Source organism: Tunturiibacter gelidiferens (assembly GCF_014201335.1).
In the GTDB taxonomy this organism is placed as follows: domain Bacteria; phylum Acidobacteriota; class Terriglobia; order Terriglobales; family Acidobacteriaceae; genus Edaphobacter; species Edaphobacter lichenicola_E.
The window spans coordinates 310739-334160 of the sequence record NZ_JACHEB010000001.1; the positions used below are offsets into that span (position 1 = coordinate 310739).

A 23422-nucleotide genomic window follows, 5' to 3' on the forward strand; every position below is an offset into this window, starting at 1 on the left:
GGAGGTCGTTGTAACAGACTCGCGTCCAAACCTTGCAACTCTGAATACCCCTTCGCCTCCAGCTCTTACCATCGCCATTGCGAATGTTTGTTGCTGAAAATATGTGTTGAAGTTCTTGAGGCTAATCGCAAAGAACGTTCCCGAGAATGAGGTCGACCGAGGCAGCAGCCAAACGCTTGAGTTCGGCGTCGTTTTCCTGCTTACCGACTCCCGCTAACAGACGGTATAGGATGTCCCCCGTCAACGAGTCGTGAAGTATCACGGCGATCCGGTCAATTGGAATTGCCGTCTTTCGCAGCTCTTTGTGTCGACTTTCCAACAGAGACCGTATAAACGAGGCTGTTTTGGCGGGACCGTGTGTGTACCACGCCTCGCCTACTTCGGGACAATTCGCGGCTTCGCCTATAGCGAGACGGTGAAGGTCTACCGACCGTTTTGCGGTGATGAGCTTCAGGATGTGAAAGGAGAGTTTCTTCAGACTCGCTTCAAGGTCCAATCCCGTGTAGTCAATCTTCGCTAGCGGCTCATTCGACTCGCGGCACAGGTTCTCGATGCTGCTGATAAATAACCCACATTTCCCACCGAATTCGCTATACACCGTACTCTTCGAACCACCAGCCACCTCGACAATCTTGTCGATAGTGACGCCCTCATAGCCGCGCTTTAGAAACAGGTCCGCTGCGACTTTTTGAAGTTTGCCGTTTCGGACCTCTCCGCGCGACCTTTTGTTAGGCATTCATCTCTCCCATCTCAAGTCATGAGTGCATCCAAAAATATGTAATGCACTCCCCAGCTTGAATCCCCTCTACTAGCAGTATCTTATGCGACCTACTACTTCAGACCACTCGGGCTCGCTAGCCTCATAGGGTTGCCGCAAGCTGTAATTATAGTGTAACGTACTGTACAGTACAGTATTTCAGTAAATCAATAGCCGGGCATCTGGGAGGATACCTCATTGGATCGTCGCAATTTTCTTTCTAGCTCTCTCGCTGCTTCAGCCCTCTCGTTTGCGACTGCTGGTGATTTACTTGCACAGGCAGGCTCTCCTGCGGACAACTCTGCGCCGGAGTACATGGATCTGCGCCGGTACCATTTGGCGAGTGGACCAGGCGTCAAGATCACCAATGATTTTTTTGCCGATGCCTTGATTCCGGCACTGAACCGGCTTGGCATAGGGCCAGTTGGTGCGTTCTCAGTTTATTTCGGACCAGATACTCCGTCCTATTACCTCCTGATGCCAAGCGCGAAGCTGGAGACGTTAGTTACAGCTGACATTGAGTTGGGGAAGGACGTCGTCTTCATGAAGGCGGCTGCGCCGTTCTGGGATGCTCCCGCCGCCACGCCGCCATACATTCGTATAGAGAGTTCCCTATTGCGGGCGTTCCCCGGATATCCCAAGGTCACGCCGCCAGCCTCCGCTGCAGCCAAGGGAAAACGCGTCTATCACCTTCGTCAGTATCAGTCACCGACTAACATGGACCACGTCCGGAAGGTGGAGATGTTTCACAACGGCGAGTTCGGCATTTTTGCTAAAGCTGGCGCTACGGGAGTTTTCTACGCCGATACACTGGTCGGGCCGAACCTGCCGAATCTTACCTATATGCTCAGCTTTCCTGATATGACCTCGCTTGAAACCGATTGGGGAAAATTTTCCGCGGATCCCGACTGGAAGAAGCTTTCCGCCGACTCAAGGTTTAATTTGGACCCACCGACAGTATCAAACGTGACAAGCCTTGTGTTGCATCCTCTAGCCTGTTCGCAAGTCTAGTGCAGAAATGAGCGTAGCCCGACTTTTCGAATTAATGGTGCGTCAAAGTTGTTGTTGAGCGCATCTTATTTGTAATGTACCGTACAGTACACTACATTAGTCTGGGCAATCACACGCCACCTGGAGCTCACATGAGAAGCAACCTCAATGATTCGTTCACTCGCTCGATAACTGACCCGTTTGCAATGCAGAGGAAAGCCGCTATTCGGCCGGGAGCGCAACCGGATTCGGATTCGATGATCAGCATTGTGCATCCGGCTGGACTGAGCAGCGAAACACAGCAGACTTCAGGATCGCTACGGATGTCGGCTATCGCGGCAATGAATGGCATTGAGTCGTCGCTTTGGGCAGGCATATTTGTGGTGGAGCCTTCCGGAAAGACAGGCATCCACCACCACGGCAAACAGGAGACTGTCGTTTACGTGCTTGAGGGAGAGGCTAATGTGCGCTGGGGCAACTTTGGGGAGCACTCGGTCACCGTTGGAGCGGGCGACTTTCTGCATGTGCCGAGTTGGTTGCCACATCAGGAGCTCAACACTTCTAGAAAGAATCCATTTCGATGGGTAGTGGTGCGAAGTACACCAGAGCCGATCGTTGTAAATCTACCTGACGATTTCTGGACTCACACTACCTACAACCGATAGCGAGGAGATTTCGATGAATACGAGAAGAGACTTCTTGAGTAGCGCTACCAAAGGATCGGCCGCAGCGGTCGCAACAGCACTTCTACCCTGGACAGCTTCAGCGGCAATCACATTAGAGATGAATGACAGCATGGAGGAGGCCATCGGCGGGGACAATAAGGAGCACTACAAGCCGCCCTTCAGGTTCGGAATAGGAGGGGTTCCACTCGGAAATGAATTTGCAGTCGTCACCGACAAAGATGCGTATGCCACCATCGAAGCCGCATGGAATGCTGGGGTTCGCTACTATGACATGGCTCCGTGGTACGGGCTCGGCTTGGCAGAGCGTCGATACGGCAACTTCCTTCACAACAAGAATCGAAGTGAATTCGTCCTCTCCTCGAAGGTCGGTAAGCTTCTTAAGGCATCGAAGACCGCGAAGAATAAGGAGTATTTTCCATTTTCTCCTTCGCCTAACGACGTCGTCTACGATTACACGGCGTCTGGCGTGCGACGATCCATTGAAGACAGTCTGCAAAGACTCGGGATTGACAGCATTGACATCGCCTTCGTGCATGACATCTCATCGGACAACAAAAGTCTTCCGACACCCTGGCAAGAGCAGTTCGAAATCGCGCGAAAGGGTGCATTTCCTGAGCTCACCCGCATGCGGGAAGAGGGATTGATCAAAGGTTGGGGAATCGGCGTCAATACTCCAGAACCAATCATGCGACTGCTTGAAGTTGCGGATCCGGATGTATGTTTCCTGGCCTCCCAGTATTCTTTGATCGACCACAAGAACGCACTGGATCAGCTGTTTCCAGCAGCCAGAGTCAAGAATGTGTCTTTCGTGATTGGGTCGTCACTCAATGCAGGGTTTATATCGGGAAGTCCACGTTACAACTATGGGAAAGAGTCATACCGGATTCCGTCGGCGTTTCTTGAAAAACGCGCGAGGCTTCGCGAGGTTGCGAGTAACCACGGAGTCGACCTCCGGACTGCTGCGCTTCAATTCTCTGCAGCGCCAGACATCGCTGCAGCCCTGGTTGTAGGCGCCAGCAGCGAGCAACAGATTCTTGCGGATTACACCTCGATGCAAACCAAGGTCCCTTCTGAGTTCTGGGCTGATCTCAAGGCTCAAAATCTGATCGAGCAAAATGCGCCAGTGCCCGCTTGAGTGCAGGCATCCGGGCTCCAACCATTCCAAATTCTCAACACAAAAAAGGAGCATTCATATGAACACCCAACAGACCCTTACAGGCGCAGCAGCAGGCACGTTCACAATCGGTGGTGATCTTACGGTCAATCGGATGGGCTATGGAGCGATGCGAATCACAGGGGCAGGCGTGTGGGGACCTCCCGTGGATAAGGCTGCTGCGGTTACGACTCTCCGACGGGCGATTGACCTCGGAGTAAACCTAATCGACACGGCCGACTCCTACGGGCCTGGGACATCCGAAGAGTTGATCGCAGAAGGACTCTACCCATATCCAAATGGATTGGTAATAGCAACCAAAGGAGGATGGGAGCGCCCGGGCCCCGGCCAATGGACGCACAACGCCAGTCCTAAACATCTCACCGGGGCACTTGAGGGCAGTTTGAAGCGTCTGCGTCTGGATCGTATCGACGTCTATCAACTACATGCTCCCGATAATGCCGTGTCCTTCGAAGCGTCGATAGAAGCACTGGCCAGACTGCGCGAGCAAGGTAAGATCCGCCATGTCGCGCTCTCGAATGTGACACGTGAACATGTGGAGAGAGCTCGCGTGATCGTACCGATTGTCTCTGTGCAGAACCGCTACAGCTTCGCTGATCGGGAGTCAGACTTTATTGTTGATTATTGCGAGCAGAACAAAATAGGTTTTCTTCCGTGGGCTCCGCTCGGTCAAGCGCAGGAAGCACATGACGCGATCAAGAAAGTTGCAAAGGATCTTGATGCAAGTCCTTTGCAGGTCGCATTGGCCTGGCTCCTCAAACGGTCGAAAGTGATCCTGCCGATCCCCGGAACCTCCTCGGTCAAGCATCTGGAGGAGAATATTGCTGCTGCGGGTGTTGAACTTCCTCAGGCCGCGTACGACAATTTGGCTGCTGTAAGCCATCCTCCCGCGAGTCTACGTGGTTGAAGCGCTGCCAAAGCTTCGGGCAGCTCCTGCTAAGCCATCGCACGATCAACTTTCGCTAAACAATCGGATCTGGAGATGAGAATATGAGACGTTTACGTTTCGCAAAGTTCCACGCATTGGTTTCTCTCGCCTTCGTCGCTCTTCTTCCTTCTGCGCTCCAAGCCCAGCAGACGATCACCGGTCAGGCCGCCTTTGCCGACTACACGCAGCAGAAGCCGGGCGTCCGGCGAAAGATCACCGTGGCAGACCTGCCAGAGCCCAAGCCGTCCGAGTCTGTAGACAACGGTCCCTCTCTTGTCCAACGGCCAGCTGGTGCGTGGCCGATTGCCCCAGCTGGTTTTACAGTGCAGCTCTATGCGGGCGGTGACGCAGCCACTCCTATGCAGCGATCCGAAAATAAGAAAGAGACGCATGCGCCCACCTCCGGAACCTTTGTGATGCCCCGCATCATCCATGCTGCACCGAATGGCGACCTCTTCGTAGCAGACTCGCAGGCTGGCTCCATATTTGTACTGCGTGGCGTTACGGATTCAGGTAAGGCAGCTACGATCAGTACCTACGCTACGGGCCTCGATCATCCCTTTGGCGTTGCGTTTTATCCCGCGGGCGCGAATCCGCAATGGATCTACGTAGGAAACGCAACGACCGTCGTTCGATTCTCCTACAAGTCCGGTGATACTAAGGCTGCCCACGCGCCCGAGACAATAGTGCCCGATCTTCCTGGATACGCTCAACTCCGTGGTGGCGGCCATTGGACGCGAGACGTCGTCTTCTCTGCCGACGGAAAGCACCTGCTGGTGTCTGTGGGAAGTGGATCGAATGCAGACGATCCCGACACCCATCCTGGAGAGTTCCATCGGGCGGATGTCCTGGAGTATACCCCTGAGGGAAAATTTGTCGAGGTGTACGCCTACGGTATTCGTAACTGTGTCGGCGAGGCGATCAACTCTATTACCGGTCAGCTCTGGTGCTCGACAAATGAGCGTGACGCCCTGGGGAACAATCTTGTTCCGGACTATGTGACTTCAGTGAAAGAAGGCGGCTTCTATGGTTGGCCCTGGTTCTATATGGGGGGACATCAGGACCCGCGACTTATGGGCACTCATCCTGAACTCAAATCCAAAGTCATTACGCCAGACGTACTGGTTCAACCTCATATGGCATCGCTCGGAATGACGTTTTACCCTACCAGTCAATCCATGTTCCCATCCCAATACGACGGTGACGGATTCGCATCTGAACATGGGTCATGGAATCGTGCGAATCGCGGGGGCTACGAGGTGATCCGGATTCCCATGAAGGACGGCAGAGCCACAGGCGAGTATGAGGATTTTCTTACCGGGTTTGTCACCGCGGATGGGCAGGTCTGGGGCCGACCGGTAGGAGTAACCGTGGGTCATGATGGCGCTCTCTACGTTACAGATGACGGCTCTCGCAGCGTTTGGCGCGTTTCTTACACTGGCAAATAGCGTGACTATGCTGAGTCTAGAGTAGTCAACCCAAGAGGAGATGACCGACATGATTTCTAAATACCGCACCATTGGAATTACTGCCGTCGCCATTGCATCTCTGACGCCCGTACTCGCTCAAACCAGCGCGAATAGCGTTGCAAGCGGTAAACGCGAGATCCTCTTGCAAACGACCGAATCGTGGAACGGCAAGCCATACACACACTACCCGACGGGTCAGCCACAACTCACGACCATCAAGCTGACCGTCGCACCACACACCGCCCTGCCATGGCACACGCATCCATTCCCAAATGTCGTCTATGTGCTTTCGGGAACTCTCACACTGCATGACAAGGCCAGCGGCAAGACACAGGTGGTTCATCAGGGACAAGCGGTAGGCGAGTCAGTGGACGATGTGCATCGGGGCGAGTCGGGTGACGAACCCACCGTCCTGCTCATCACCTATGCGGGAACTCCAGGCGTTCCAACCTCAGTGCCTGCAAAGGGCGAGAAGGCGGAATACTGAATAAGGATGCGGGGGTTAGACAGTTCCGTCGTTTTGCAAAGATGAGGTTTGCTATGGAAAGACCAGATAAAGCGCAAGTACGGGAAATGCTGTGAGCCTAAATATTGGCCCACAGCAAGAGACCCGAAGCAGGATTAGTCTTCGAGATAGAACTGGATGTCGAGGGTGCGCAGATAGGAATGCAAGCCCGCATCCTGGATTGGCATCACATAGGCGTCGGCACCGGACTCGTTGACGTGCTCATGCCAGTAGCCAGCTGGTGTTACGAACGCAGCGCCCTTCACCCAGTCCACGCGGATAGCGTGTTTGATAGAGCCGTCCGGATTCAGTTCCGGTCCGATCAGGGTATATACGCCGGGCTTGGCTTCTACCGCGAAGTCGAGCGCGACGGACTGATGACGGTGCGGGAGCTGCCGCGTACCCGGAGGCACAATGCCAAACATGGACCATAACGTATGTGTGATGGTTAGCGTCTGGTCGAAGTTTTTGTTTGCCAGCAGTACGCTGACACGGCTGCGCTTGCCTGCGTTTGGATCGTTCCTGGCCCTCTCCAACTCGGTCATAATCATGGCACGCGTGTACAAGGTCGGCTGGAAGCGGTTCTTTGACTTTTCCACGCCAAGATATGCGAGCAGAGGAGAGTCGTTGACCATGTAGAAGGCAGTGTCCGCGTCAGCATGGTGCACTGCAGCAGCTACGCCGGGTAATGCAAAGATGTCGCCTTCGTTCCATTCGATCGCGCCCTGTTCGATCTCTGTATGGCCCTTGCCCTTGATGACGTAGAAGAACTCGCTGGTAGCATCAGCGGAAGTGGTGATCGACTCACCAGCTTTGATGCGAACGAAGCTTGCCAGCACGCTTGGGCCTGTCACGGGATAGTCAGTCTTCAACTCTTTGCTTAGATCGAGTGGAACAACACGTGTCGCGCCTGAAGCATACAGTTCAGGCGAGAACGTCTTGACTGGGATGCGCGGCGTCGCTCCGGAAGAGATTGGGTCGGCTGCTTTACTGTACTCAAAGATCTCGGCACCCTTCGTGAGAGCAACGGTCGGGATCATCTTTTCGGAAATTGCGTTGTTCATGTGTTCTCCTTTTGCACGAGGTGCAGTCGTTGATTGCATGGCTAACCTCAGATATAGTCTGGCTGCTGCCGAGCAATCCTGTATCTTTGATTTCCACGGGTCTTTTGGATTCTTTAGACTGGGATCATCCGGCCAGTTAGGAGCCGATCGACGCGTGACACAGTCATCGCAGGAACGAATGATTCTTGTAGGAGCGAATGACCCGCTTCCTGAGGACCACTTTTGGTTTGATGGAGATGGCTTCAGTGTTTACGCGGCCAAACAGCCGCGCAGTACGTGGCAGGAGCATGTACACGATTGCTTACAGGTGACCGTGGGCCTTGAGCCCGCGCATATGCATGCGGAGTGGCGTGCAACGGGAAAGCTGCGCCAAAGCAAGGAATTTATCGGAAACGCAGTCAGCGTGATCCCTGCGGGTATTCCGCACAAGACACTCTGGCAGCGGCGGGCAACGTTGATTCACATCTACATCCGTGAGGAGTTTCTGCTACGTCTCACCTCAGATGTCTTACAGCAGGACTCTTTGGAGCTTCAGCCCACCTATCTGGTCCGAGATCTGCTGATTGAGGAACTCGCTCGTTCGCTTTATCTTGAGTCAGTTGATGGTCATCTAAATGCTGCGGTGGCGAGCGCAGCAGTCACGACGCTCTGCATGCGAATACTCCGAGCCTACTGCGTACGAGAAGGCGAGGCGGCTTATGCGACAGGAGGTTTGGGGCCCGCCCGCGAACGTCGCGTGCGGGAGTACATTGAAGCGGACCTAGAACGCGATCTCTCCCTTCAGTCTCTTGCGTACGTAGTTGGATTGAGCCCACAACACTTCGCGGTCCTATTTCGCGAGTCCACCGGATTCACACCGCATCAATACGTCAACCATCGCCGCATCGCCTGCGCACAGGAACTTCTGAAGAAAGTTGATGTACCGCTCATCGAGGTATCGATGCGATGTGGCTTCTCAAGCCAGAGCCAGTTCATCACGACGTTTCGCAAGCTGGTAGGCATGACGCCGGGGCGATTCCGCTCATCACTCGCTTCTTCTCAGTCGTAGCTGTTACCTCGCCGTCATCCTCTGTGGGAAGCGTTGCAAGTACACCTGAAGATTTCAGAATTACGCGTTTTTCGAGAAAGCTAAGCAGTCTCTGCTCGTCCAAACTGTTAATGAAGAACAGTGGAGGCGCTTATGAAATCAGATGAAAAGCATGAGTCGGCGAAGGCGATCGTATCGCGCAGGTTTTTTCTGGCAGGGTCGACAGCGCTGAGTGCGGTCTCACTAACAGGAAACATGGAGGGGCAGATGACACAGGCGAAGACAGAGCCTTGGGGACGCATTCTCAACGGCAGACTGGCGGTAGTGACTGGAGCGGCACGCGGGATTGGACGCGCCGCGGCGGTGGCCCTGGCGCATAGCGGAGCTAACGTGGTTGGAATCGACATCTGTGCCGTTGTCGATCCACGTTCAGGAGTGGAGCCAGCTAGTCGGGCGGAACTCGATCAGACTGGTGAAATGGTCAACAGCGAAGGCGTCGAGTGGAGGAGCATTGTGCTGGACCAGCGCGACCTTCCCGCATTGCGCATAGCCGCGGAGAAGATCAACGCCGAGTTTGGCCACATTGATATCTTGTTTGCCAATGCCGGTATCCAAGCGTTCCGTCCGCTACTTCAGATGGAAGACGCCGACTGGCAAATCCAGATCGACGTCAATCTGACGGGTACAGCTAATGCTCTCCGTGCCTTTGCGCCGTATATGGTGCAGCAGAAACACGGCCGGATCATCATGACTACATCAACTCAAGGGCGGCACGGCACGTTGAACGGTTCCGCTTATTCGGCATCGAAGTGGGGCATCATTGGCTTGATGAAGTCAGCAGCGATGGAACTGGGGCCGCATGGCGTCACCGTGAACTGTCTTGTGCCGGGACTCATCGATACACCACTGACGCGCCATGAGGAGCGATATGAGCAAGCTCTGCAGGCGGCGGGACGCACGCCAACGGGCGACAAAGCCGTGGATGAAGAGGCGGCTCGTAAGGTGCTGCAGAGCAAGTCAATTCTGGGTGTCCCGTGGATCGATCCGTCAGAAATGGCCCCGGTCGTCGTGTTCCTTGCGTCTGATGCGGCGCGAATGGTTTCAGGCGCAACCTACGATGTAACGGGCGGTGACAGTGCCAATAACGTCTAGCCAGGCCGTTGACCGATAGTTGCATCACCCTACAACATGCCAGTTAGTTCGGCGATCTCCGAGTGGCTGACCGCCGGACACTGGCATGTTCCAGTGATTCCCGATTCGAACCGTCGTAGCGAGTAGCGGTCGTGACTGTTGTCACGGAAATCAAACTTCGTGTCCACAAGTCTCGCCGATGATCTTGAGCCGATTCAACGTGAAGATCATTGCACCGAGAGAACGCGAGTTGCGGCCATTGCATGACGTTCCGTAGAGTGCATGGAACTCCTTTTATTCAATTATTCTCTGCCTCTTAGAGCAAGCAAAGACTACCAACAAGCAAAAATCCAAGTAGGAGTGGCCAGTCATGTTGCTTCATGTCATGATTTCTCGTCAGTGGGTAGGTATGCTTCTCTCGCCAACTACCGAATTTGTCCTTGAGATCAGATGTGAAGTCACTGAGTCGTCGGCGCCTTGGAGCTATGAGCGCCTTCAGAGCGTAGCTGCTCATTCTTGAGTAGCAAATCGGCAATGATGAGTTGCAGAGCTTCGATTTTTGCCGCCAGAATGTGGTATCCGCTTCAGGCTCTGGACCTGTCGGGCGCTCGTGGGGAAGGACTTTCTCGCTGTACGTTGCCAATTCAGCCGTTGCACACGTCGATGCAGAGGTAGCTACTGAAGGTGAGGAATTGTGCTTCAGAAGGCGGTCTGCTGAAACATAGCCGGTGCTCATCGCTACGATGAGGAGAGCACCGATGATCGCTTGAGGGGCCAGAGATGGAACACCGGTCCACCTCGAAGCTGCACCGATAGCGAATGCGACAATGAACGCGATTAGGATTCTCATCTACTCCTCCTCAAAGCCTAGGTGACACCAGTTTCCTCGACGGGGTCGCGGGACCTGGTGTGGTCATTGAAGAGATTGGAGACGGAGCACACGAAGGAACAGTCGGTAAAAGCCACTGCTGAAACGGGTTATATGCATTTCTGCATATGGTCGATGATACTGGTTGATATCGGTTGGTACCAGTCAAAACCGCGGAAAAGTGTAGCCAGAGTGTAGCCAATTCAGTGCACCGTTCTTGTCAGCCAGAAGGACTGGCCACGCGAGTGAGTTTAAGGCCTTCGGCATGGGTGGATTCACATTCTGCCAACCGGCTACCCTTCACACATCGTCGAAGACCAGTGGCGGAGTTGGCTTGTGAACCCATAACGATCGACGCCTATGTCGTCCAGCTAACATTTCGCGAACAGGCTTTGTCGGCTGCCCATATTCAGCTAAGCTGTTTGAGTTGTTCACTCTTGCTCAATGCCAAACGAAACCCCAGGCCCACTCAAAACTGAAAGAATTCATAAGAATCTGATCCAGGGCAAGAGCCAAATGGCCGACCTGATTCGAGCTCATGACTGGAGTTCGACTCCTCTTGGGGGAGTCGAGGACTGGTCTGAGGGCCTTTTGTCCTCCGTGAACCTCATGCTTGCGTGTGCCTTTCCCTCGCTGGTGTTCTGGGGGGAGGAGTTGGTGCAACTCTACAACGATGCGTTTATTCCCCTTCTCTCGGAGCGCCATCCATCAGGTCTAGGCCAGAAGGCAGAGGAGTGCTGGTCCGATGCCTGGCAGATTGTTGGCCCAAATCTAAGAAGGGTCATGGATGATCGGGAGACCGTATACCACCAAAACGCGATAGTTCCGATCATCCGGGACGGCAGGTTGCAGGATATCCGGTGGACGTATAGCTATAGCCCGATCTTTGGTTCCGATGGGGCTGTTCTGGGCGTGCTTGTCATCTGCCAGGACATTACTCGCGAAGTGGGTGCAGTCCAAGACCTCAGAGAGAGCGAGACTCGCGCTTCGCGCATATTGCAAAGCATCGGTGACGCCGTGATTGTGACGGACCCGGAGACTCGCATAACCCAGATGAATTCCGTCGCCGAACAACTGACTGGCTGGAAGCTCGGAGCAGCCAAGGGCGAATTGCTGGCAAATGTCTTTCAGATCGTCAATGAAGCCACTCGACAACCCCTGGAGAGTCCCGCAGACAAAGTCAGGAGCACAGGTTCGGTGGTTGGGCTCGCCAACCATACTGTTCTCATCTCCAAAGACGGAAGAGATGTTCCTATTGATGACAGTGGCGCTCCTATTCTCGATGAGAGAGGAGCCCTCAACGGTATCGTTCTTGTATTTCGTGACATTGAAGAAAGGCGAGCCGCTGAGCGGGAGAGCGATCGCCTCACGGAGCGCTTGACTCAAGTATTGGGTGCGACGACGGATGCGATTGTGGGAGTGGACCGTAACTGGGTTATGACCTATCTCAATCCAAAGGCGACTGAGCTCTACGCTTCCGATCGGCAGATCCTCGGCGGGAATATTTGGGAGGCATTCCCGGACGCGGTCTACGAGGGATCTCCTTACGTCGAACATTACTACCGGGCGATGAACGAGAGGGTTTCGAGCGGGTTCGACGCGTATTATCCTGCGCCTCTTAATTTATGGCTTCACATCGATGTCTACCCAACAGGCGAGGGGATCGTTACCTTTTCCCGAGATGTCACTGACGAGAGGAATGCTCGCGAAGCATTGAAGAGCAAGTCTGAACAAGCAGAACGCCAGCTTGCAGAGATTGAAACCGTCTATCGTACCGCTCCAATCGGTTTGGCTTTGTTTGATACACAGGATTTCCGCTATCTGAGGCTCAACGACAGGCAAGCGGAGTTTTTCGGACTGAGGCCGGAACAGGTCGTTGGCCGCACCCTAACCGAGATGGCTCCGATTGAGGGGCTTAAAGAGTTGTTTGAACAAGTGCTTGCGGGGCAGCCGGTCGTCAATTTTCCTCTGGAAGGAGAATTGGTTACGCGTCCCGGGGAGCACCGCTACTGGACCGTGAGCTACTTTCCGGTGATTGGCGCTGGTGGCACCGTTCAGGCGATCTCGGCAGCATCGCTGGAGATTACTCACCAAAGGAAGGCCGAGCTTGCTCTGATGCAGAGTGAAAAGCTGGCAGTCGTGGGACGGCTCGCGTCTTCGATTGCACACGAAATCAATAACCCGCTTGAATCTGTCACGAATCTCTTATATCTAGCGGAGCGTTGCGACGACATGACGGAGACCAGGACATATGTCCAGACTGCGGAGCGCGAGCTGCGTCGAGTGTCAGTTATCGTCAATCAAACTCTTCGATTTCATAAGCAGTCGAGCAGTCCCCAGGAGATCTCCGGAGATCAGCTCATCGATAGCATCGTCTCCATGTTTCAGAGTCGCATTGTGAACTATGGCATACGCGTCGAAGAGCGCAAACGTATAGTGCCAGCAGTACGGTGTTTCGAGGGAGAGATCCGACAGGTACTCAGTAATCTGGTTAGCAACGCGATTGATGCCATGCAACCGCTGGGAGGCGGCCGGCTAATGTTGCGTAGTCGTGTCGGAAGAGACTGGAACACAAAACGACGGGGACTTATCATCACCGTCGCAGATACCGGCAGCGGTATGTCAGCTTCGGTCGCGAAACGCATATTTGAGCCGTTCTATACGACGAGGGGCATCAGTGGAACTGGTCTCGGACTTTGGGTAAGTAGCGAGATCGTTCTTCGACACCGAGGAACATTGCGCTTTCGGACCAGTGAGAGATACGGTCGGAGCGGAACGGTCTTCTCATTATTCCTCCCGTTCGACGCGGTGACCAGGTAAGAGCCCCATACAACATCCTGTACTGAAATCGTCATCTCATTGAGGCTAGGCAAGGCAAGCCAATCCGGATCAGTGCAATAGGTTCGAGAGGGTTTGAGTCAAGTTGGCTCGGCTCGGTGGCATCGCCTGGATCCGTAGCCAGGAGCTAACGTGACGAAAACCCGATTACCAAACCAAAAGTTACCGAACGAAACTGCAGTGAGACTTTCGACTCAAATTGCTAAAGAGACGAGAGGAGATGCATTCGGAAAGTTCGCAACCGTGGCTTCGGGATGGTTGGGATCGAAGTGGGCGTTTCTCGCGGCCATCTTGCTTATTGTGATTTGGGCAACTACGGGGTCGCTCTTTCACTACTCAGATACTTGGCAGCTGGTCATCAACACGGGAACTACTATTGTTACTTTTCTCATGGTCTTCCTGATTCAGAACACTCAGAACCGGGATGCCCGAGCGATCAATCTCAAGCTGAACGAGCTTATCCATGCCATTGACACTGCCGGCGATCAAATGATGGACATCGAGAAGTTGAGTGATGAGGAACTAGATGTCCTGCAGTCTCGTTACGAAACGATTCGGGCTGAATGCATGGAACGAAACAAACGTAGCAATACGGGCAAGAAAGAGGTAGAAGCATGAAGTCCTTGGCGGATCCAACAAAACTGAAACCCCTCGATAAAAAGGAAGGACTGGTGCAGGTCATCATCGAGAACCCCGCTAACAGTCGCAACAAATTCGCCTATGATCCCGATCAGGGGATCTTCGCACTTAAGAAGGTGCTCCCTGCTGGCATGGTGTTTCCTTATGACTTCGGCTTTCTTCCTCAGACCCTTGCACCGGATGGTGATCCTATCGACGTTCTTTTGCTGATGGATGAGCCCGCCTTTCCAGGATGCGCCGTTCGCGCTCGACTCGTTGGCGTCATCGAAGGGGAACAACTTGATGGGAAAAAGAAGATCAGAAACGACAGGTTGATTGCGGTAGCGGAAGCAAACCACCAATACGCCAATGTTCGAAAGCTCAAAGACCTCCCTTCTCAATGGATGAAGGAAGTGCAGGACTTCTTCGTGAACTATCACAATCTTGAAGGAAAAAAATATCGCCTGCTGGGATGTAGAGGCGCCGATGCGGCGATGACTTTGATCAAAGAGGCGATGAAAGCCGGCTGAGAGGAAGAGGTTTTACAGCCTATGAGCGAGATAATCTTTCGGTTTCTTATCGGAGGCTTTGTAGTAAGTATGTTCGCCACGATTGGAGATACACTTCGCCCCAAGAGTTTTGCAGGCCTGTTTGGAGCAGCACCCTCGATTGCTTTAGCGACCCTCGGGCTCACGATCGCAAAGAGCGGGGCCCAATACGCTGCGATCGAATCGAGATCTATGCTTCTTGGCGCAATTGGATTTTTCTTCTACACAATAGCTGTGTCGAAAGTTCTCAGGCGCTATAAGCCCTCGACGCTCGCGGCGACGATAAGTCTTATGCCTGTATGGTTCGGCGTTTCATTGGGCTTATGGTTTCTGACAATGAGGTCACACTGAGATGATCAGGGTGGATCTGTCTTCGCTTCGGGAGACCAAACCGCATGAGTACGCGATGAGGTTCCTCTTTGGTGGGATGTGTACCGTTTTGGCAGGACTTATCGCAAAGCGATTCGGCCCGGCCGTCGGGGGGCTCTTTCTGGCATTTCCGGCCATCTTCCCGGCAGGTGCGAGTTTGATTGAAGATCACGAGAAGAAGCGCAAGGCTGAATATGGATTAGATGGAACCGTGCGAGGACGTCTGGCGGCCAGCATTGATGCGGAGGGTGCATCCCTCGGATGCATCGGCCTTATGGCATTTGCAATCGTTCTTTGGCGCGGAATACCCGGCCGCAATGCATACTGGGTAATTTCCGTTGCTTCGTGCGCCTGGATGCTGCTTTCAGGAGCACTTTGGGCACTAAGAAGAAAGCGCCTCTTTCATCACGGACCAAGATAACGGGCCGCGTGCTACACTTCCGCGCATGCCTCTGATAGTCATTCTCATCATCTTGTTAGTTCTCTTCGGCGGTGGCGGCTACTACATGGGCCCCGGAATCGGTTACTACGGTGGTGGTGGCATTAGCCTGATTCTCGGTTTGATCGTCATCTACCTGCTCTTTGGGCGAGGACGAGAACGACTCTAAGCAATCGATCGTGACGTAACGACCAATGCCACCCCATCAATCCCTTGACGATGTGTCTGCATCAGACTGCGTGGAATGATCGCACGCATATGAGTGGCAGGAGCACAGGTCATGGAAGATAAGTTGGCTTTAGTTACAGGTGCGTCGAGTGGAATCGGCCTCGAATTAGCGAAGGAATTAGCAAACAGAGGATATGACCTAGTCATTTCTTCGGCCGGTGAGAGACTGAGCGCAGCCGCAGAGGAGATACGGAGCAGCGGACATCAGATCGTTGAAGTGAATGCCGATCTCGCAACAAGAGCAGGCGTTGATCAGCTATGGGCACAAGTTCAATCGCTTGGTCGTCCAGTCGACATTGCCTGCATCAACGCGGGCGTGGGAGTGGGCGGATTATTTTCCGAGACTGATCTTGACGCCGAGTTGAATATGGTTGAACTTAACTGTGTCGGAACCGTGCAGCTCGCGAAATTTGTGGTGCAACACATGAAAGAGTTGAATGCCGGGAAGATTCTCTTTACTGCGTCCATTGCAGGTGAGATGGTCGCGCCACGTGAAGCGATCTACGCTGCGACAAAGGCATTTGTTCTTTCGTTTGCTCATAGCCTTCGGTACGAGTTGAAAGAAACCGGCATCACGGTCACGGCTCTTCAGCCGGGCCCAACCGATACAGACTTCTTTCATCGTGCAGGGATGGACGATACCGAGGTAGGGCAAAAAGGTAAATCTGAAAGCGAACCAAAGGATGTCGCCCGCCAGGGGATTGATGCACTGTTGGCCGGTAAAGATCACGTTTATGCTGCGTCGTTCAAGACGAAGCTCGAAGGTGCTCTGGCTAATGTCGTACCGGGAAATCTGAAAGCCGCAATGCACGAAAAGATGGCCAAGCCTAACTCTGAAAAGTAACAAGCAGAAACTTGATGGCGCGGAAGCCCGTCCTTTGACGGGCTTCTGATCGTTGATAGTCAGACCACGCAATCACCGGTTTGTGCGTCTATGTTAGTACGTCTGTGAGCAAGCCGCCGGACGATCCCAAACATTGCGTTGCACGGATGCGCAAAGGAGATTGCGATGTCCTCTGCCTTAAAGGAAAAGCCCTATGCGGAAGAAGTACCCACCACCAGCCCTGCGAGTGTGATTCTCAATGGACGTTATCTTCCTCCTCCTGAGGACAAAGATGGCAGACTCTGGGTAAGAACCTCCGCGCTGATTCAAGCGAGCACCAACGATTTATACGCTATGTGGCGTAACGTCGAAGCCGCGCCTGGCTGGCAGGAACAAATTAAGCACGTTGCAGTCACAGGTGAGCGAACTTCGCATTGGGTGATGCAGTCCGGTGAAAAGACCATTGAATGGGATTCCGAAATCCTCGCGGACGAACCTGGGAGACGGATCGCATGGCGATCCATCGGTGGCGACTCGGACAATGCCGGTGAGGTGATCTTTGAACAGGCTCCTGGTAGCCGCGGTACCGTAGTGACGGTGCTGCAGGCGTTCCGCATCGACAAACTGACTAGCGCCTGGGAGACGTTCACGGGTCGCAATCCGAAACAAGCCGTGATTGAGAATCTGCGACACTTCAAAGCTCTTGCCGAGACGGGCGAGATCCCGAGGACTCAGGGACAACCTCATGAGGACCGCGGCTTGATTGGAAAGATGAAGATATCGACCTATGGTGAAAAAGTTCCTACGCCTTCGGGATCAAACTGAGCGACAAGCTCGCATTGGACATTGCCAGGAATCGAATTGGAGGAAGTCATGAAGGCTGTTTGTTGGATGGGGAAGAGCAAAGTAGAAACGCTTACGGTAGCAGACCCGAAGCTTCTGAATCCGCATGACGCGATTATCAAGGTCACGCGAACTGCCATTTGCGGATCAGATCTTCATCTCTACGACGGATTCATACCTACCATGGAATCGGGAGACATTCTGGGCCACGAGTTCATGGGTGTCGTCGAAGAAGTGGGGAAAGAGGTCACCAATCTGCGGCGCGGGGATCGAGTCGTTGTTCCATTCACGATTGCATGCGGCAACTGTCTCTTCTGCAAGAAGAAGATTTGGGCTGCGTGTGACAACAGCAATCCCAATGCTCATTTGATGGAAGCCGCATACGGATATTCAGGCTCGGGCCTGTTTGGCTACTCCCATATGATGGGCGGTTATGCTGGCGGGCAGGCGCAGTATGCGCGTGTTCCTTTTGCGAATGTAGGCCCACTGAAGATCGAAAGCGATCTTCCGGATGAGAAGGTGCTTTTCCTTTCCGATATCTTCCCGACCGGATATATGGCGGCTGAAAATGCGCAGATCCAATCTGGAGATACGGTCGCGGTGTGGGGCTGCGGACCGGTAGGTCAGTTCGCAATTGCAAGCGCGTTCATGCTTGGGGCTGCACGAGTTATCGCAATTGATCGTATACCGGAACGACTTGAGATGGCGCGAAGCCTCGGGGCAATCACGGTCGACTATTCCGAGGAGGATGTCAGCGTTCTCACCGCACTCAAAGATCTAACTGGTGGCATTGGCCCGGACGCGTGCATTGATGCCGTTGGTCTCGAGGCTCATTCCGCTCAACTTCAGGGAACCTACGACAAGGTCAAGGTCGCTCTGATGATGGAGACCGATCGACCAAGCGTACTCCGGCAGGCAATTCAGGCTGTCCGCAAGGGCGGCACCTTGTCGGTGCCTGGAGTCTATGGTGGCCTTCTCGATAAAGTGCCGTTTGGGGCGGCTTTTGGTAAGGGCATCACTATGAAGATGGGCCAGACCAACATGCATAACTACATGAAACCTCTGCTTGAGCGGATCGAGAAAGGACAGATCGATCCGAGCTACATCATCTCTCATCGCATCACGCTTGAGCAGGCGCCTGAGATGTACAAGGTCTGGAGAGACAAGAAAGAGAATGTGACAAAGATCGTGATCGATCCTTGGGCAAACGCCGCAGCCTAGGCAAGATACCTTTTGGCGTTATGACAATAACAATCACCATAGTCTGTGGAGTTGCTGAATATGAGTTCTGACAATCCGATTTCCCGCCGCGATCTCGTCACCCATCTGGGAGCGGGCATAGTAGGTGCTGCGATCACTGCGGCTGTTCCCAATGCACAGGCACAGACCGCGGTTGGCAATACCGCCGCACCATTTGTCGATCCGACATCCAAATATCCAAAGCCGCCCTATCCGGGGCAATCACAACCGTGCCCTGGCCTCGCCAGTAAGATGAACCCCCGAGCGGACCACGGCGAGACGAGTTACAAGGGCTCGGGCCAGCTCATGGGACGCAAAGCGCTCATCACGGGCGGCGACTCTGGCATGGGACGCGCTGCTGCCATCGCCTATGCGCGGGAGGGCGCTGATGTTGTCATCAGCTATTACCCCACGGAGGAGCCTGACGCTCGCGAAGTCATTCAGCTGATCAAGGCAGAGGGCCGCAAGGCCATCCCAATACCAGGTGACCTTCGCGAGGAGAGCTACTGCAAGGAACTTGTTACGAAGGCCATCGCTGAACTTGGTGGGCTCGACATTGTTGTGTCCAACGCGGGACGACAACAGCAGTGTGAAGACATACTCCAGCTCACGACGGAAGCTTTCGATGCGACCATGAAGACCAATATCTATGCTCCTTTCTGGATCATCAAGGCAGCACTTCCGCACATGCAGCCGGGCTCATCCATCATTGCCACAACGTCTGAGCAAGCCTACGATCCCGCAGGCAACTTGTATGATTACGCCCAGACTAAGGCAGCGACGATGAATTATGTGAAATCATTGGCCAAACAGTTCGGTCCCAAGGGAATTCGTGTGAATGGTGTTGCGCCGGGACCGATCTGGACAGCACTTCAGGTGTCTGGCGGAGCAACCCAGGATCACTTGATTCACTCTGGCGAAACGTATCCCTTGAGACGAGCAGGACAGCCAGCTGAACTCGCCAGTATTTACGTGCAGCTCGCAGCTAACGACGCCAGCTATACCACCGGCAATATCTATGGCGCGGGCGGTGGTGCGGGGCAGCCGTAGAGTTCTGAGCTACTTCCAAAAAACTTCACCTATATTAGATAAACACAATTACTGAGCCGGGCGAGATCTTGATAGCGCGACCTAGCGCTTCCAAATCGCGTTCGGCATGAGACTGGCGAAGATAGAGGTCCAGCTCCTGATAGCGTTTTGAAATCTTCTCGTCCATCGCGACTGGATGGGGTCCATAGGCTCGCGGTAATCTTCTCAAGATGTCTGAGCAAGCTTGCTCAATAAGGTGTCGAACGGTTAGGGCGCGTACCAGAGCGCTTTCACGATCTTTCGGAGCAACGTCGATCTCACGACCAGCGGAGTCGAGGTAGCACAATGACGCCCAGATTGAAGCCCGCATTGCACCAAGGTGCGCCAATGTGTGAGGGTCCTCTCGGGATTGTTCGTTCGCATACTCAACAAGTCCTGCAGCGCCTCCAGCCCAACAGGCTGCGGGTCCGCATGCCCCGTGCCAGAAGCCCGGTCGCTGAAGGTACCAGCCCGGGACTCCGATTAGTTCCTCAGGGATGACAGGTAGATTCTCGAAGGTCACGGTGGAGGTCCGAGTTTCTCGAAAGGCGTTCGTCTTCCATTCTGAATCATCAAAATGTAGGAAGCGATCATTGTCTCGAAGATCGGCATCCACAAGTTGCGGCTGAGGACCGCCCACTGTGATGAGTGCGCGATCAACTAGTCCGGCCCCACTGCAAAACATCTTTTTTCCACTGATCCGAAAAGAGGAGTCATGGTTCCGTTCCAGTGTGATGGCCTGTCCTGGGCGCTCGGACGCCCACACTCCGTAAAGGCTATCTGGTTTAGGATTGCTGCCATTCTCTTTAAGGATAGCGACTGCATCCCAATGCGCTTCTGCCATACGGGCAAGAGAGAGATTCCTGCGGCCAATCTCAAACAAAGATCGGTGACGCCTGTCAGTGTTGCCAGCACCAGGCAGAGGAATTTCTTCTGCAACTGTCTTGCGAAGCTGAACGATAAACGCCTCGGTCGTCATGCGCTCACCTCATTATGCGCGGCGAGAGCGTCCGCAAATCCATGGGGTGCACGTCCAACACGCCTACCACTCGTCAGTACTTTCACTGCATTTGTTGAGGTGCGTCGCGCAGCAGTTTTCAGAAGGCGATCCCATAGATCATGATCCTCAGCCGTCGTAAGTCCTTTCCATCCGCCTGAGCGAAGGTAGACATCACCACGAATTCCCAGGTTTGCCCCATGAACATGTGGATGGGAACCGTCCTCATGGATGAGGTAGCTCTTGCGAAACCGCACGCCAACGCCGATATCATGTTCCTCGAACGAATCGACATCAACAATACCGGCGACGGTCTCTATGCCTTGGTCCGCAAACAAAAGCTGGTCGACGAGCCATGACCTTGGTACGCAGCAATCGGCATCCGTATTTGCCAGCCAACAACGACGGAGCTGGCCTGAATACCGCCGCAGAGCCATCCTAGTGGCAAGCGAACGTGCGTGGCCCACAGCCCCCGCTTCTGTTGTCAGAACTGTTCCATGTTCTGCCAGGATCTTTTTCGCGATTTCAAATGTCAGGTCGGTAGAAGTATCGCAGGCGACAACGACATCCGTGGTGACCGATACCGGAAGAAGTGCACACGCCTCCAACACGGATTTCAGGCATCGAGGAAGGAGAGCTTCTTCATTCCGAGCAGGAATCACCACCGCTACGTGCCATGGGTTATGACTCATAGGCGCACCCATCGATCAAGGCGGAAATCTGCGTGACGTTCCGAGTGTTCCAGACTCAGCTCCTTGATATTCGAGATGACCTGATGGACATTGTCCCCGCTCAAAAGATGATCGGGAGAGAAGCCGAGCCAATGTGCAGCAAGAAATGTGCCGCCGGGGCTAATCTGGGTGATCAGTCGATCTATGAGAGATGCCAATTGGGATTCAGCGAAGTAATATCCGATCTCGCTGAATACGACCAGATCGAACTCACCGGTTGGCATCTGGTCTGGCATCGATGCGCACATAATGTGGACGTTTGTTTGGGTGCTGCAGCGTTGACGCGCCCGATCGACTGCGATGCAGGAGATCTCCATCGCTTCTACCTCGTCACAGATCGAAGCTAGTCGCTCTGTCAGGACTCCGATAGAACATCCCGGTTCGAAAGCGCGTTTGTATCGACTACGAGGGACAGCTTGAAGAATGCGTTCGTAACGCCCAAGCTCATAACTACTCGACGAGAAGCTCCACGGATCCGGGCTGCTCTCGTAGAGCGCATCAAAAAAGGCGCGACTTGTAGTGTTCCTGATCATGAAGGCAAAAAGATCTCGGCCGAACGTCGGGCAGGCCAAAGCAGCTCATCCGGAAGGATGGGTTCTCCCGAAGGATGCTCCAATTGAGAACGGTACAGAGATAACGCACTAAGCTTTGAGCGCCGATGATCAGCACTGAGAGAAAGCGACCGCAGAGGCAGGTTCTTAAGCAGCTGTGGTGTTCCGCGGTGCCACGTCCAAAAAAAATAAAAGGTGAGCGATGCTCCCGCACGCTGCGCAACTGTCTGCGCTACGCGACCGCAGGCTTCATGGTCTGGATGAAAGTCTCCTATCCATGGAGCAAAGATGTGGGTTTCTCTAGAAACGAGCGGGAGGAGGCGTTCTGTGAGAGTGCTTTCTTCAGAGCTGACAGCGCTGTCAGTAAGCCCGAGACGAATAACGTCGCCGGGCTTCAAACCTAGTTGCTTAACTGCCGCACTTTGTTCCATCCGTCGGTTCGCAGCAAGAGTAGGGCCGCCCCGGCCATATGCGTTCTCGCCGTCTGTTACGGCGACTACCTGCACAGGAACGCCTTCCGAAACTTGTGTTGAAATCAAGCCCCCGGCTCCGAGAGTTTCATCGTCCGGATGTGGTGAAATCACAAGGACATTCTTCCCAGATGGTTGCCACGACGTCGCGGCTTGCCACATGGGTGACCACTCTTCTTCTAGAGACAGGGGTACGATCATAGGTCAACTCAAATTGTCTGATGCATGAAACTCCTGAATCGCCAAAGCTAAGAGACATCCGGCCGTGTGTTTTTGATAGCACCCACGTTCTTTGCAAATTCAACGAGCAGGTGATGATTCCATGGCTGGAGCAAGGAAGGGCTTGGTGATCCTGCCGCGTTTTACGGAGTTAAACCTCACCCGCTTGAAGAAACGGCTGGGAGTCGGATTGAGACTCATCAAATGATGCTCGAAGTCGGTCAAAACCATATTGCGAAGATGCTCTGAGGCGTAGCTACTGCGCCAAAGTCCTAAACGTAAGTGAGTAGCGTAGCGAGTCGACGGGCGGGATACTATGCTCCCATCGCGTTCGAACTTCGCCTTCCAGAATGTAGATCGATCGTGGTTTGAGTATTTGGGACTTGCGAATCCAGCTCGTGCCGGTTGAAAGGCGAAGGCGCATGATTGCCGGTGCCAGAAGCGAAACCCCAACGATCACACCAAATTCCGGCTTGTCTTTGTGCCAGCCTATTCCAGCGCCTGGCGGATATTGATTTACTCCGCCTTGCTGAATTTCATCGATGTTCCTCCCCGCGAAATCTGCGGCCTTTCTGCGGAGCTCTTCGATAAACAGCGGAAACCTTTCCGTTGGCTCAACCGTACGACGTGCATAGTCATAGCGAAGACCAAAAGATGTTACACGTCGATTGCCAACATGACCGTGAAATTCGAATGGTTTGAGCTCGAGTGTTGCAAGTGAGGCGACGAGAGCAGCCTCATCAGCTTCACTGATGATGTCCTCTTGATAACGAAAGCCACTCGGCATAGTAGGCGCTTGGGTACTCTCTAGTTCAGCGAAGAGACCTTTCTGCGTTGCCATC

26 protein-coding genes are annotated in these 23422 nt (G+C 53.8%); 18 read left to right on the top strand and 8 right to left on the bottom strand.

What is annotated here, in order from left to right; genetic code table 11:
• Positions 1-121 precede the first annotated feature (121 nt).
• Positions 122-736, bottom strand: coding sequence for a TetR/AcrR family transcriptional regulator (locus HDF14_RS01230; protein ID WP_183972773.1), 615 nt, complete (start codon positions 734-736; stop codon positions 122-124).
• Positions 737-955: 219 nt separating this feature from the next.
• Between HDF14_RS01230 and HDF14_RS01235 the strand changes: the two genes are divergently transcribed.
• The 6 genes from HDF14_RS01235 to HDF14_RS01260 all read left to right on the top strand — a co-directional run bounded on the left by HDF14_RS01235 (position 956) and on the right by HDF14_RS01260 (position 6491).
• A complete protein-coding gene (locus tag HDF14_RS01235) occupies positions 956-1768 on the top strand; it encodes an NIPSNAP family protein (protein ID WP_183972775.1) in 813 nt (270 codons plus the stop codon).
• Between the two features lie 131 nt (positions 1769-1899).
• Positions 1900-2412 carry a cupin domain-containing protein gene (locus HDF14_RS01240; RefSeq protein ID WP_183972778.1) on the top strand — a complete coding sequence of 171 codons (513 nt, stop codon included), beginning with the start codon at positions 1900-1902 and terminating at the stop codon, positions 2410-2412.
• Positions 2413-2425: 13 nt separating this feature from the next.
• Positions 2426-3568, top strand: a complete 1143-nt coding sequence (locus HDF14_RS01245) for an aldo/keto reductase (RefSeq protein WP_183972780.1) — start codon at positions 2426-2428, stop codon at positions 3566-3568.
• Positions 3569-3626: 58 nt separating this feature from the next.
• Positions 3627-4514, top strand: coding sequence for an aldo/keto reductase (locus tag HDF14_RS01250; protein WP_183972782.1), 888 nt, complete (start codon positions 3627-3629; stop codon positions 4512-4514).
• Between the two features lie 83 nt (positions 4515-4597).
• On the top strand, positions 4598-5983 hold the full coding sequence (locus HDF14_RS01255) for a PQQ-dependent sugar dehydrogenase (protein ID WP_183972784.1): 1386 nt from the start codon (positions 4598-4600) through the stop codon (positions 5981-5983).
• Positions 5984-6032: 49 nt separating this feature from the next.
• Complete coding sequence (locus tag HDF14_RS01260; protein ID WP_260697942.1) at positions 6033-6491, top strand: cupin domain-containing protein; 459 nt, start codon at positions 6033-6035, stop codon at positions 6489-6491.
• 134 nt (positions 6492-6625) lie between these two features.
• Here the strand turns inward: HDF14_RS01260 and HDF14_RS01265 are convergent, their stop codons facing one another.
• On the bottom strand, positions 6626-7573 hold the full coding sequence (locus HDF14_RS01265) for a cupin (protein WP_183972788.1): 948 nt from the start codon (positions 7571-7573) through the stop codon (positions 6626-6628).
• A gap of 154 nt (positions 7574-7727) precedes the next feature.
• Here HDF14_RS01265 and HDF14_RS27105 point away from each other — a divergent pair, with 154 nt between their 5' ends.
• Both HDF14_RS27105 and HDF14_RS01275 read left to right on the top strand, forming a co-directional pair.
• The gene (locus HDF14_RS27105; protein ID WP_183972790.1) at positions 7728-8621 is read left to right on the top strand and encodes a helix-turn-helix transcriptional regulator; all 894 of its coding nucleotides are present in this window, start codon (positions 7728-7730) and stop codon (positions 8619-8621) included.
• A 132-nt stretch (positions 8622-8753) separates the two neighbouring features.
• A complete protein-coding gene (locus HDF14_RS01275) occupies positions 8754-9752 on the top strand; it encodes an SDR family NAD(P)-dependent oxidoreductase (protein ID WP_221304508.1) in 999 nt (332 codons plus the stop codon).
• Between the two features lie 295 nt (positions 9753-10047).
• Here HDF14_RS01275 and HDF14_RS27320 read toward each other — a convergent pair whose 3' ends face one another.
• Positions 10048-10581, bottom strand: a complete 534-nt coding sequence (locus HDF14_RS27320; protein WP_183972791.1) for a XapX domain-containing protein — start codon at positions 10579-10581, stop codon at positions 10048-10050.
• Between the two features lie 534 nt (positions 10582-11115).
• Between HDF14_RS27320 and HDF14_RS01285 the strand changes: the two genes are divergently transcribed.
• From HDF14_RS01285 to HDF14_RS01330, 10 genes are all read left to right on the top strand, one after another.
• Positions 11116-13419, top strand: a complete 2304-nt coding sequence (locus HDF14_RS01285) for a PAS domain-containing protein (RefSeq protein ID WP_183972793.1) — start codon at positions 11116-11118, stop codon at positions 13417-13419.
• Between the two features lie 150 nt (positions 13420-13569).
• A complete protein-coding gene (locus HDF14_RS01290) occupies positions 13570-14055 on the top strand; it encodes a low affinity iron permease family protein (RefSeq protein WP_313899456.1) in 486 nt (161 codons plus the stop codon).
• Entirely contained in the window at positions 14052-14585 is a 534-nt protein-coding gene (locus HDF14_RS01295) for an inorganic diphosphatase (RefSeq protein WP_183972795.1), read from the top strand. The genes HDF14_RS01290 and HDF14_RS01295 overlap by 4 nt, the downstream gene beginning before the upstream one ends.
• Before the next feature lie 21 nt (positions 14586-14606).
• Entirely contained in the window at positions 14607-14954 is a 348-nt protein-coding gene (locus tag HDF14_RS01300) for a DUF3147 family protein (RefSeq protein WP_183972797.1), read from the top strand.
• A 1-nt stretch (position 14955) separates the two neighbouring features.
• Complete coding sequence (locus HDF14_RS01305; RefSeq protein WP_183972799.1) at positions 14956-15393, top strand: DUF3147 family protein; 438 nt, start codon at positions 14956-14958, stop codon at positions 15391-15393.
• Positions 15394-15418: 25 nt separating this feature from the next.
• Positions 15419-15580 (top strand): DUF3309 domain-containing protein, encoded by a 162-nt coding sequence (locus tag HDF14_RS01310; protein ID WP_183972801.1) that lies wholly within the window; start codon positions 15419-15421, stop codon positions 15578-15580.
• A 111-nt stretch (positions 15581-15691) separates the two neighbouring features.
• Complete coding sequence (locus HDF14_RS01315) at positions 15692-16483, top strand: SDR family NAD(P)-dependent oxidoreductase (RefSeq protein WP_183972803.1); 792 nt, start codon at positions 15692-15694, stop codon at positions 16481-16483.
• A gap of 165 nt (positions 16484-16648) precedes the next feature.
• The gene (locus tag HDF14_RS01320) at positions 16649-17287 is read left to right on the top strand and encodes an SRPBCC family protein (protein ID WP_183972805.1); all 639 of its coding nucleotides are present in this window, start codon (positions 16649-16651) and stop codon (positions 17285-17287) included.
• A gap of 48 nt (positions 17288-17335) precedes the next feature.
• On the top strand, positions 17336-18526 hold the full coding sequence (locus tag HDF14_RS01325) for a zinc-dependent alcohol dehydrogenase (protein ID WP_183972807.1): 1191 nt from the start codon (positions 17336-17338) through the stop codon (positions 18524-18526).
• A 60-nt stretch (positions 18527-18586) separates the two neighbouring features.
• A complete protein-coding gene (locus tag HDF14_RS01330) occupies positions 18587-19594 on the top strand; it encodes an SDR family oxidoreductase (protein ID WP_183972809.1) in 1008 nt (335 codons plus the stop codon).
• A 34-nt stretch (positions 19595-19628) separates the two neighbouring features.
• On the opposite strand, the gene HDF14_RS01335 is transcribed toward HDF14_RS01330, so the two are convergent.
• From HDF14_RS01335 to HDF14_RS01355, 5 genes are all read right to left on the bottom strand, one after another.
• The gene (locus HDF14_RS01335) at positions 19629-20591 is read right to left on the bottom strand and encodes a hypothetical protein (protein ID WP_183972811.1); all 963 of its coding nucleotides are present in this window, start codon (positions 20589-20591) and stop codon (positions 19629-19631) included.
• Positions 20588-21301, bottom strand: a complete 714-nt coding sequence (locus HDF14_RS01340) for a glycosyltransferase (RefSeq protein WP_183972813.1) — start codon at positions 21299-21301, stop codon at positions 20588-20590. Before HDF14_RS01340 ends, HDF14_RS01335 begins: the two co-directional genes overlap by 4 nt.
• Positions 21298-21873 (bottom strand): SAM-dependent methyltransferase, encoded by a 576-nt coding sequence (locus tag HDF14_RS01345; protein ID WP_183972815.1) that lies wholly within the window; start codon positions 21871-21873, stop codon positions 21298-21300. The genes HDF14_RS01340 and HDF14_RS01345 overlap by 4 nt, the downstream gene beginning before the upstream one ends.
• Positions 21870-22562 carry a PIG-L deacetylase family protein gene (locus tag HDF14_RS27325; protein WP_183972817.1) on the bottom strand — a complete coding sequence of 231 codons (693 nt, stop codon included), beginning with the start codon at positions 22560-22562 and terminating at the stop codon, positions 21870-21872. The genes HDF14_RS01345 and HDF14_RS27325 overlap by 4 nt, the downstream gene beginning before the upstream one ends.
• Positions 22563-22836: 274 nt before the next feature.
• Positions 22837-23421, bottom strand: a complete 585-nt coding sequence (locus HDF14_RS01355; protein ID WP_183972819.1) for an alpha-ketoglutarate-dependent dioxygenase AlkB — start codon at positions 23419-23421, stop codon at positions 22837-22839.
• Between the last annotated feature and the right edge of the window lies 1 nt (position 23422).

Excerpts from the sequence above, each read along its gene's own strand:
- HDF14_RS01325 (WP_183972807.1), top strand. The coding sequence starts at position 17,336 with ATGAAGGCTGTTTGTTGGATGGGGAAGAGCAAAGTAGAAACGCTTACG.
- HDF14_RS01310 (WP_183972801.1), top strand. The coding sequence starts at position 15,419 with ATGCCTCTGATAGTCATTCTCATCATCTTGTTAGTTCTCTTCGGCGGT.
- HDF14_RS01245 (WP_183972780.1), top strand. The coding sequence starts at position 2,426 with ATGAATACGAGAAGAGACTTCTTGAGTAGCGCTACCAAAGGATCGGCC.
- HDF14_RS01295 (WP_183972795.1), top strand. The coding sequence starts at position 14,052 with ATGAAGTCCTTGGCGGATCCAACAAAACTGAAACCCCTCGATAAAAAG.
- HDF14_RS01330 (WP_183972809.1), top strand. The coding sequence starts at position 18,587 with ATGAGTTCTGACAATCCGATTTCCCGCCGCGATCTCGTCACCCATCTG.
- HDF14_RS01345 (WP_183972815.1), bottom strand. The coding sequence starts at position 21,873 with ATGATCAGGAACACTACAAGTCGCGCCTTTTTTGATGCGCTCTACGAG.
- HDF14_RS01335 (WP_183972811.1), bottom strand. The coding sequence starts at position 20,591 with ATGACGACCGAGGCGTTTATCGTTCAGCTTCGCAAGACAGTTGCAGAA.
- HDF14_RS01250 (WP_183972782.1), top strand. The coding sequence starts at position 3,627 with ATGAACACCCAACAGACCCTTACAGGCGCAGCAGCAGGCACGTTCACA.
- HDF14_RS01265 (WP_183972788.1), bottom strand. The coding sequence starts at position 7,573 with ATGAACAACGCAATTTCCGAAAAGATGATCCCGACCGTTGCTCTCACG.
- HDF14_RS01260 (WP_260697942.1), top strand. The coding sequence starts at position 6,033 with ATGATTTCTAAATACCGCACCATTGGAATTACTGCCGTCGCCATTGCA.
- HDF14_RS27325 (WP_183972817.1), bottom strand. The coding sequence starts at position 22,562 with ATGATCGTACCCCTGTCTCTAGAAGAAGAGTGGTCACCCATGTGGCAA.
- HDF14_RS01340 (WP_183972813.1), bottom strand. The coding sequence starts at position 21,301 with ATGAGTCATAACCCATGGCACGTAGCGGTGGTGATTCCTGCTCGGAAT.
- HDF14_RS01305 (WP_183972799.1), top strand. The coding sequence starts at position 14,956 with ATGATCAGGGTGGATCTGTCTTCGCTTCGGGAGACCAAACCGCATGAG.
- HDF14_RS01315 (WP_183972803.1), top strand. The coding sequence starts at position 15,692 with ATGGAAGATAAGTTGGCTTTAGTTACAGGTGCGTCGAGTGGAATCGGC.
- HDF14_RS01240 (WP_183972778.1), top strand. The coding sequence starts at position 1,900 with ATGAGAAGCAACCTCAATGATTCGTTCACTCGCTCGATAACTGACCCG.
- HDF14_RS01285 (WP_183972793.1), top strand. The coding sequence starts at position 11,116 with ATGGCCGACCTGATTCGAGCTCATGACTGGAGTTCGACTCCTCTTGGG.
- HDF14_RS01355 (WP_183972819.1), bottom strand. The coding sequence starts at position 23,421 with ATGGCAACGCAGAAAGGTCTCTTCGCTGAACTAGAGAGTACCCAAGCG.
- HDF14_RS01320 (WP_183972805.1), top strand. The coding sequence starts at position 16,649 with ATGTCCTCTGCCTTAAAGGAAAAGCCCTATGCGGAAGAAGTACCCACC.
- HDF14_RS27320 (WP_183972791.1), bottom strand. The coding sequence starts at position 10,581 with ATGAGAATCCTAATCGCGTTCATTGTCGCATTCGCTATCGGTGCAGCT.
- HDF14_RS01275 (WP_221304508.1), top strand. The coding sequence starts at position 8,754 with ATGAAATCAGATGAAAAGCATGAGTCGGCGAAGGCGATCGTATCGCGC.
- HDF14_RS01230 (WP_183972773.1), bottom strand. The coding sequence starts at position 736 with ATGCCTAACAAAAGGTCGCGCGGAGAGGTCCGAAACGGCAAACTTCAA.
- HDF14_RS01255 (WP_183972784.1), top strand. The coding sequence starts at position 4,598 with ATGAGACGTTTACGTTTCGCAAAGTTCCACGCATTGGTTTCTCTCGCC.
- HDF14_RS01300 (WP_183972797.1), top strand. The coding sequence starts at position 14,607 with ATGAGCGAGATAATCTTTCGGTTTCTTATCGGAGGCTTTGTAGTAAGT.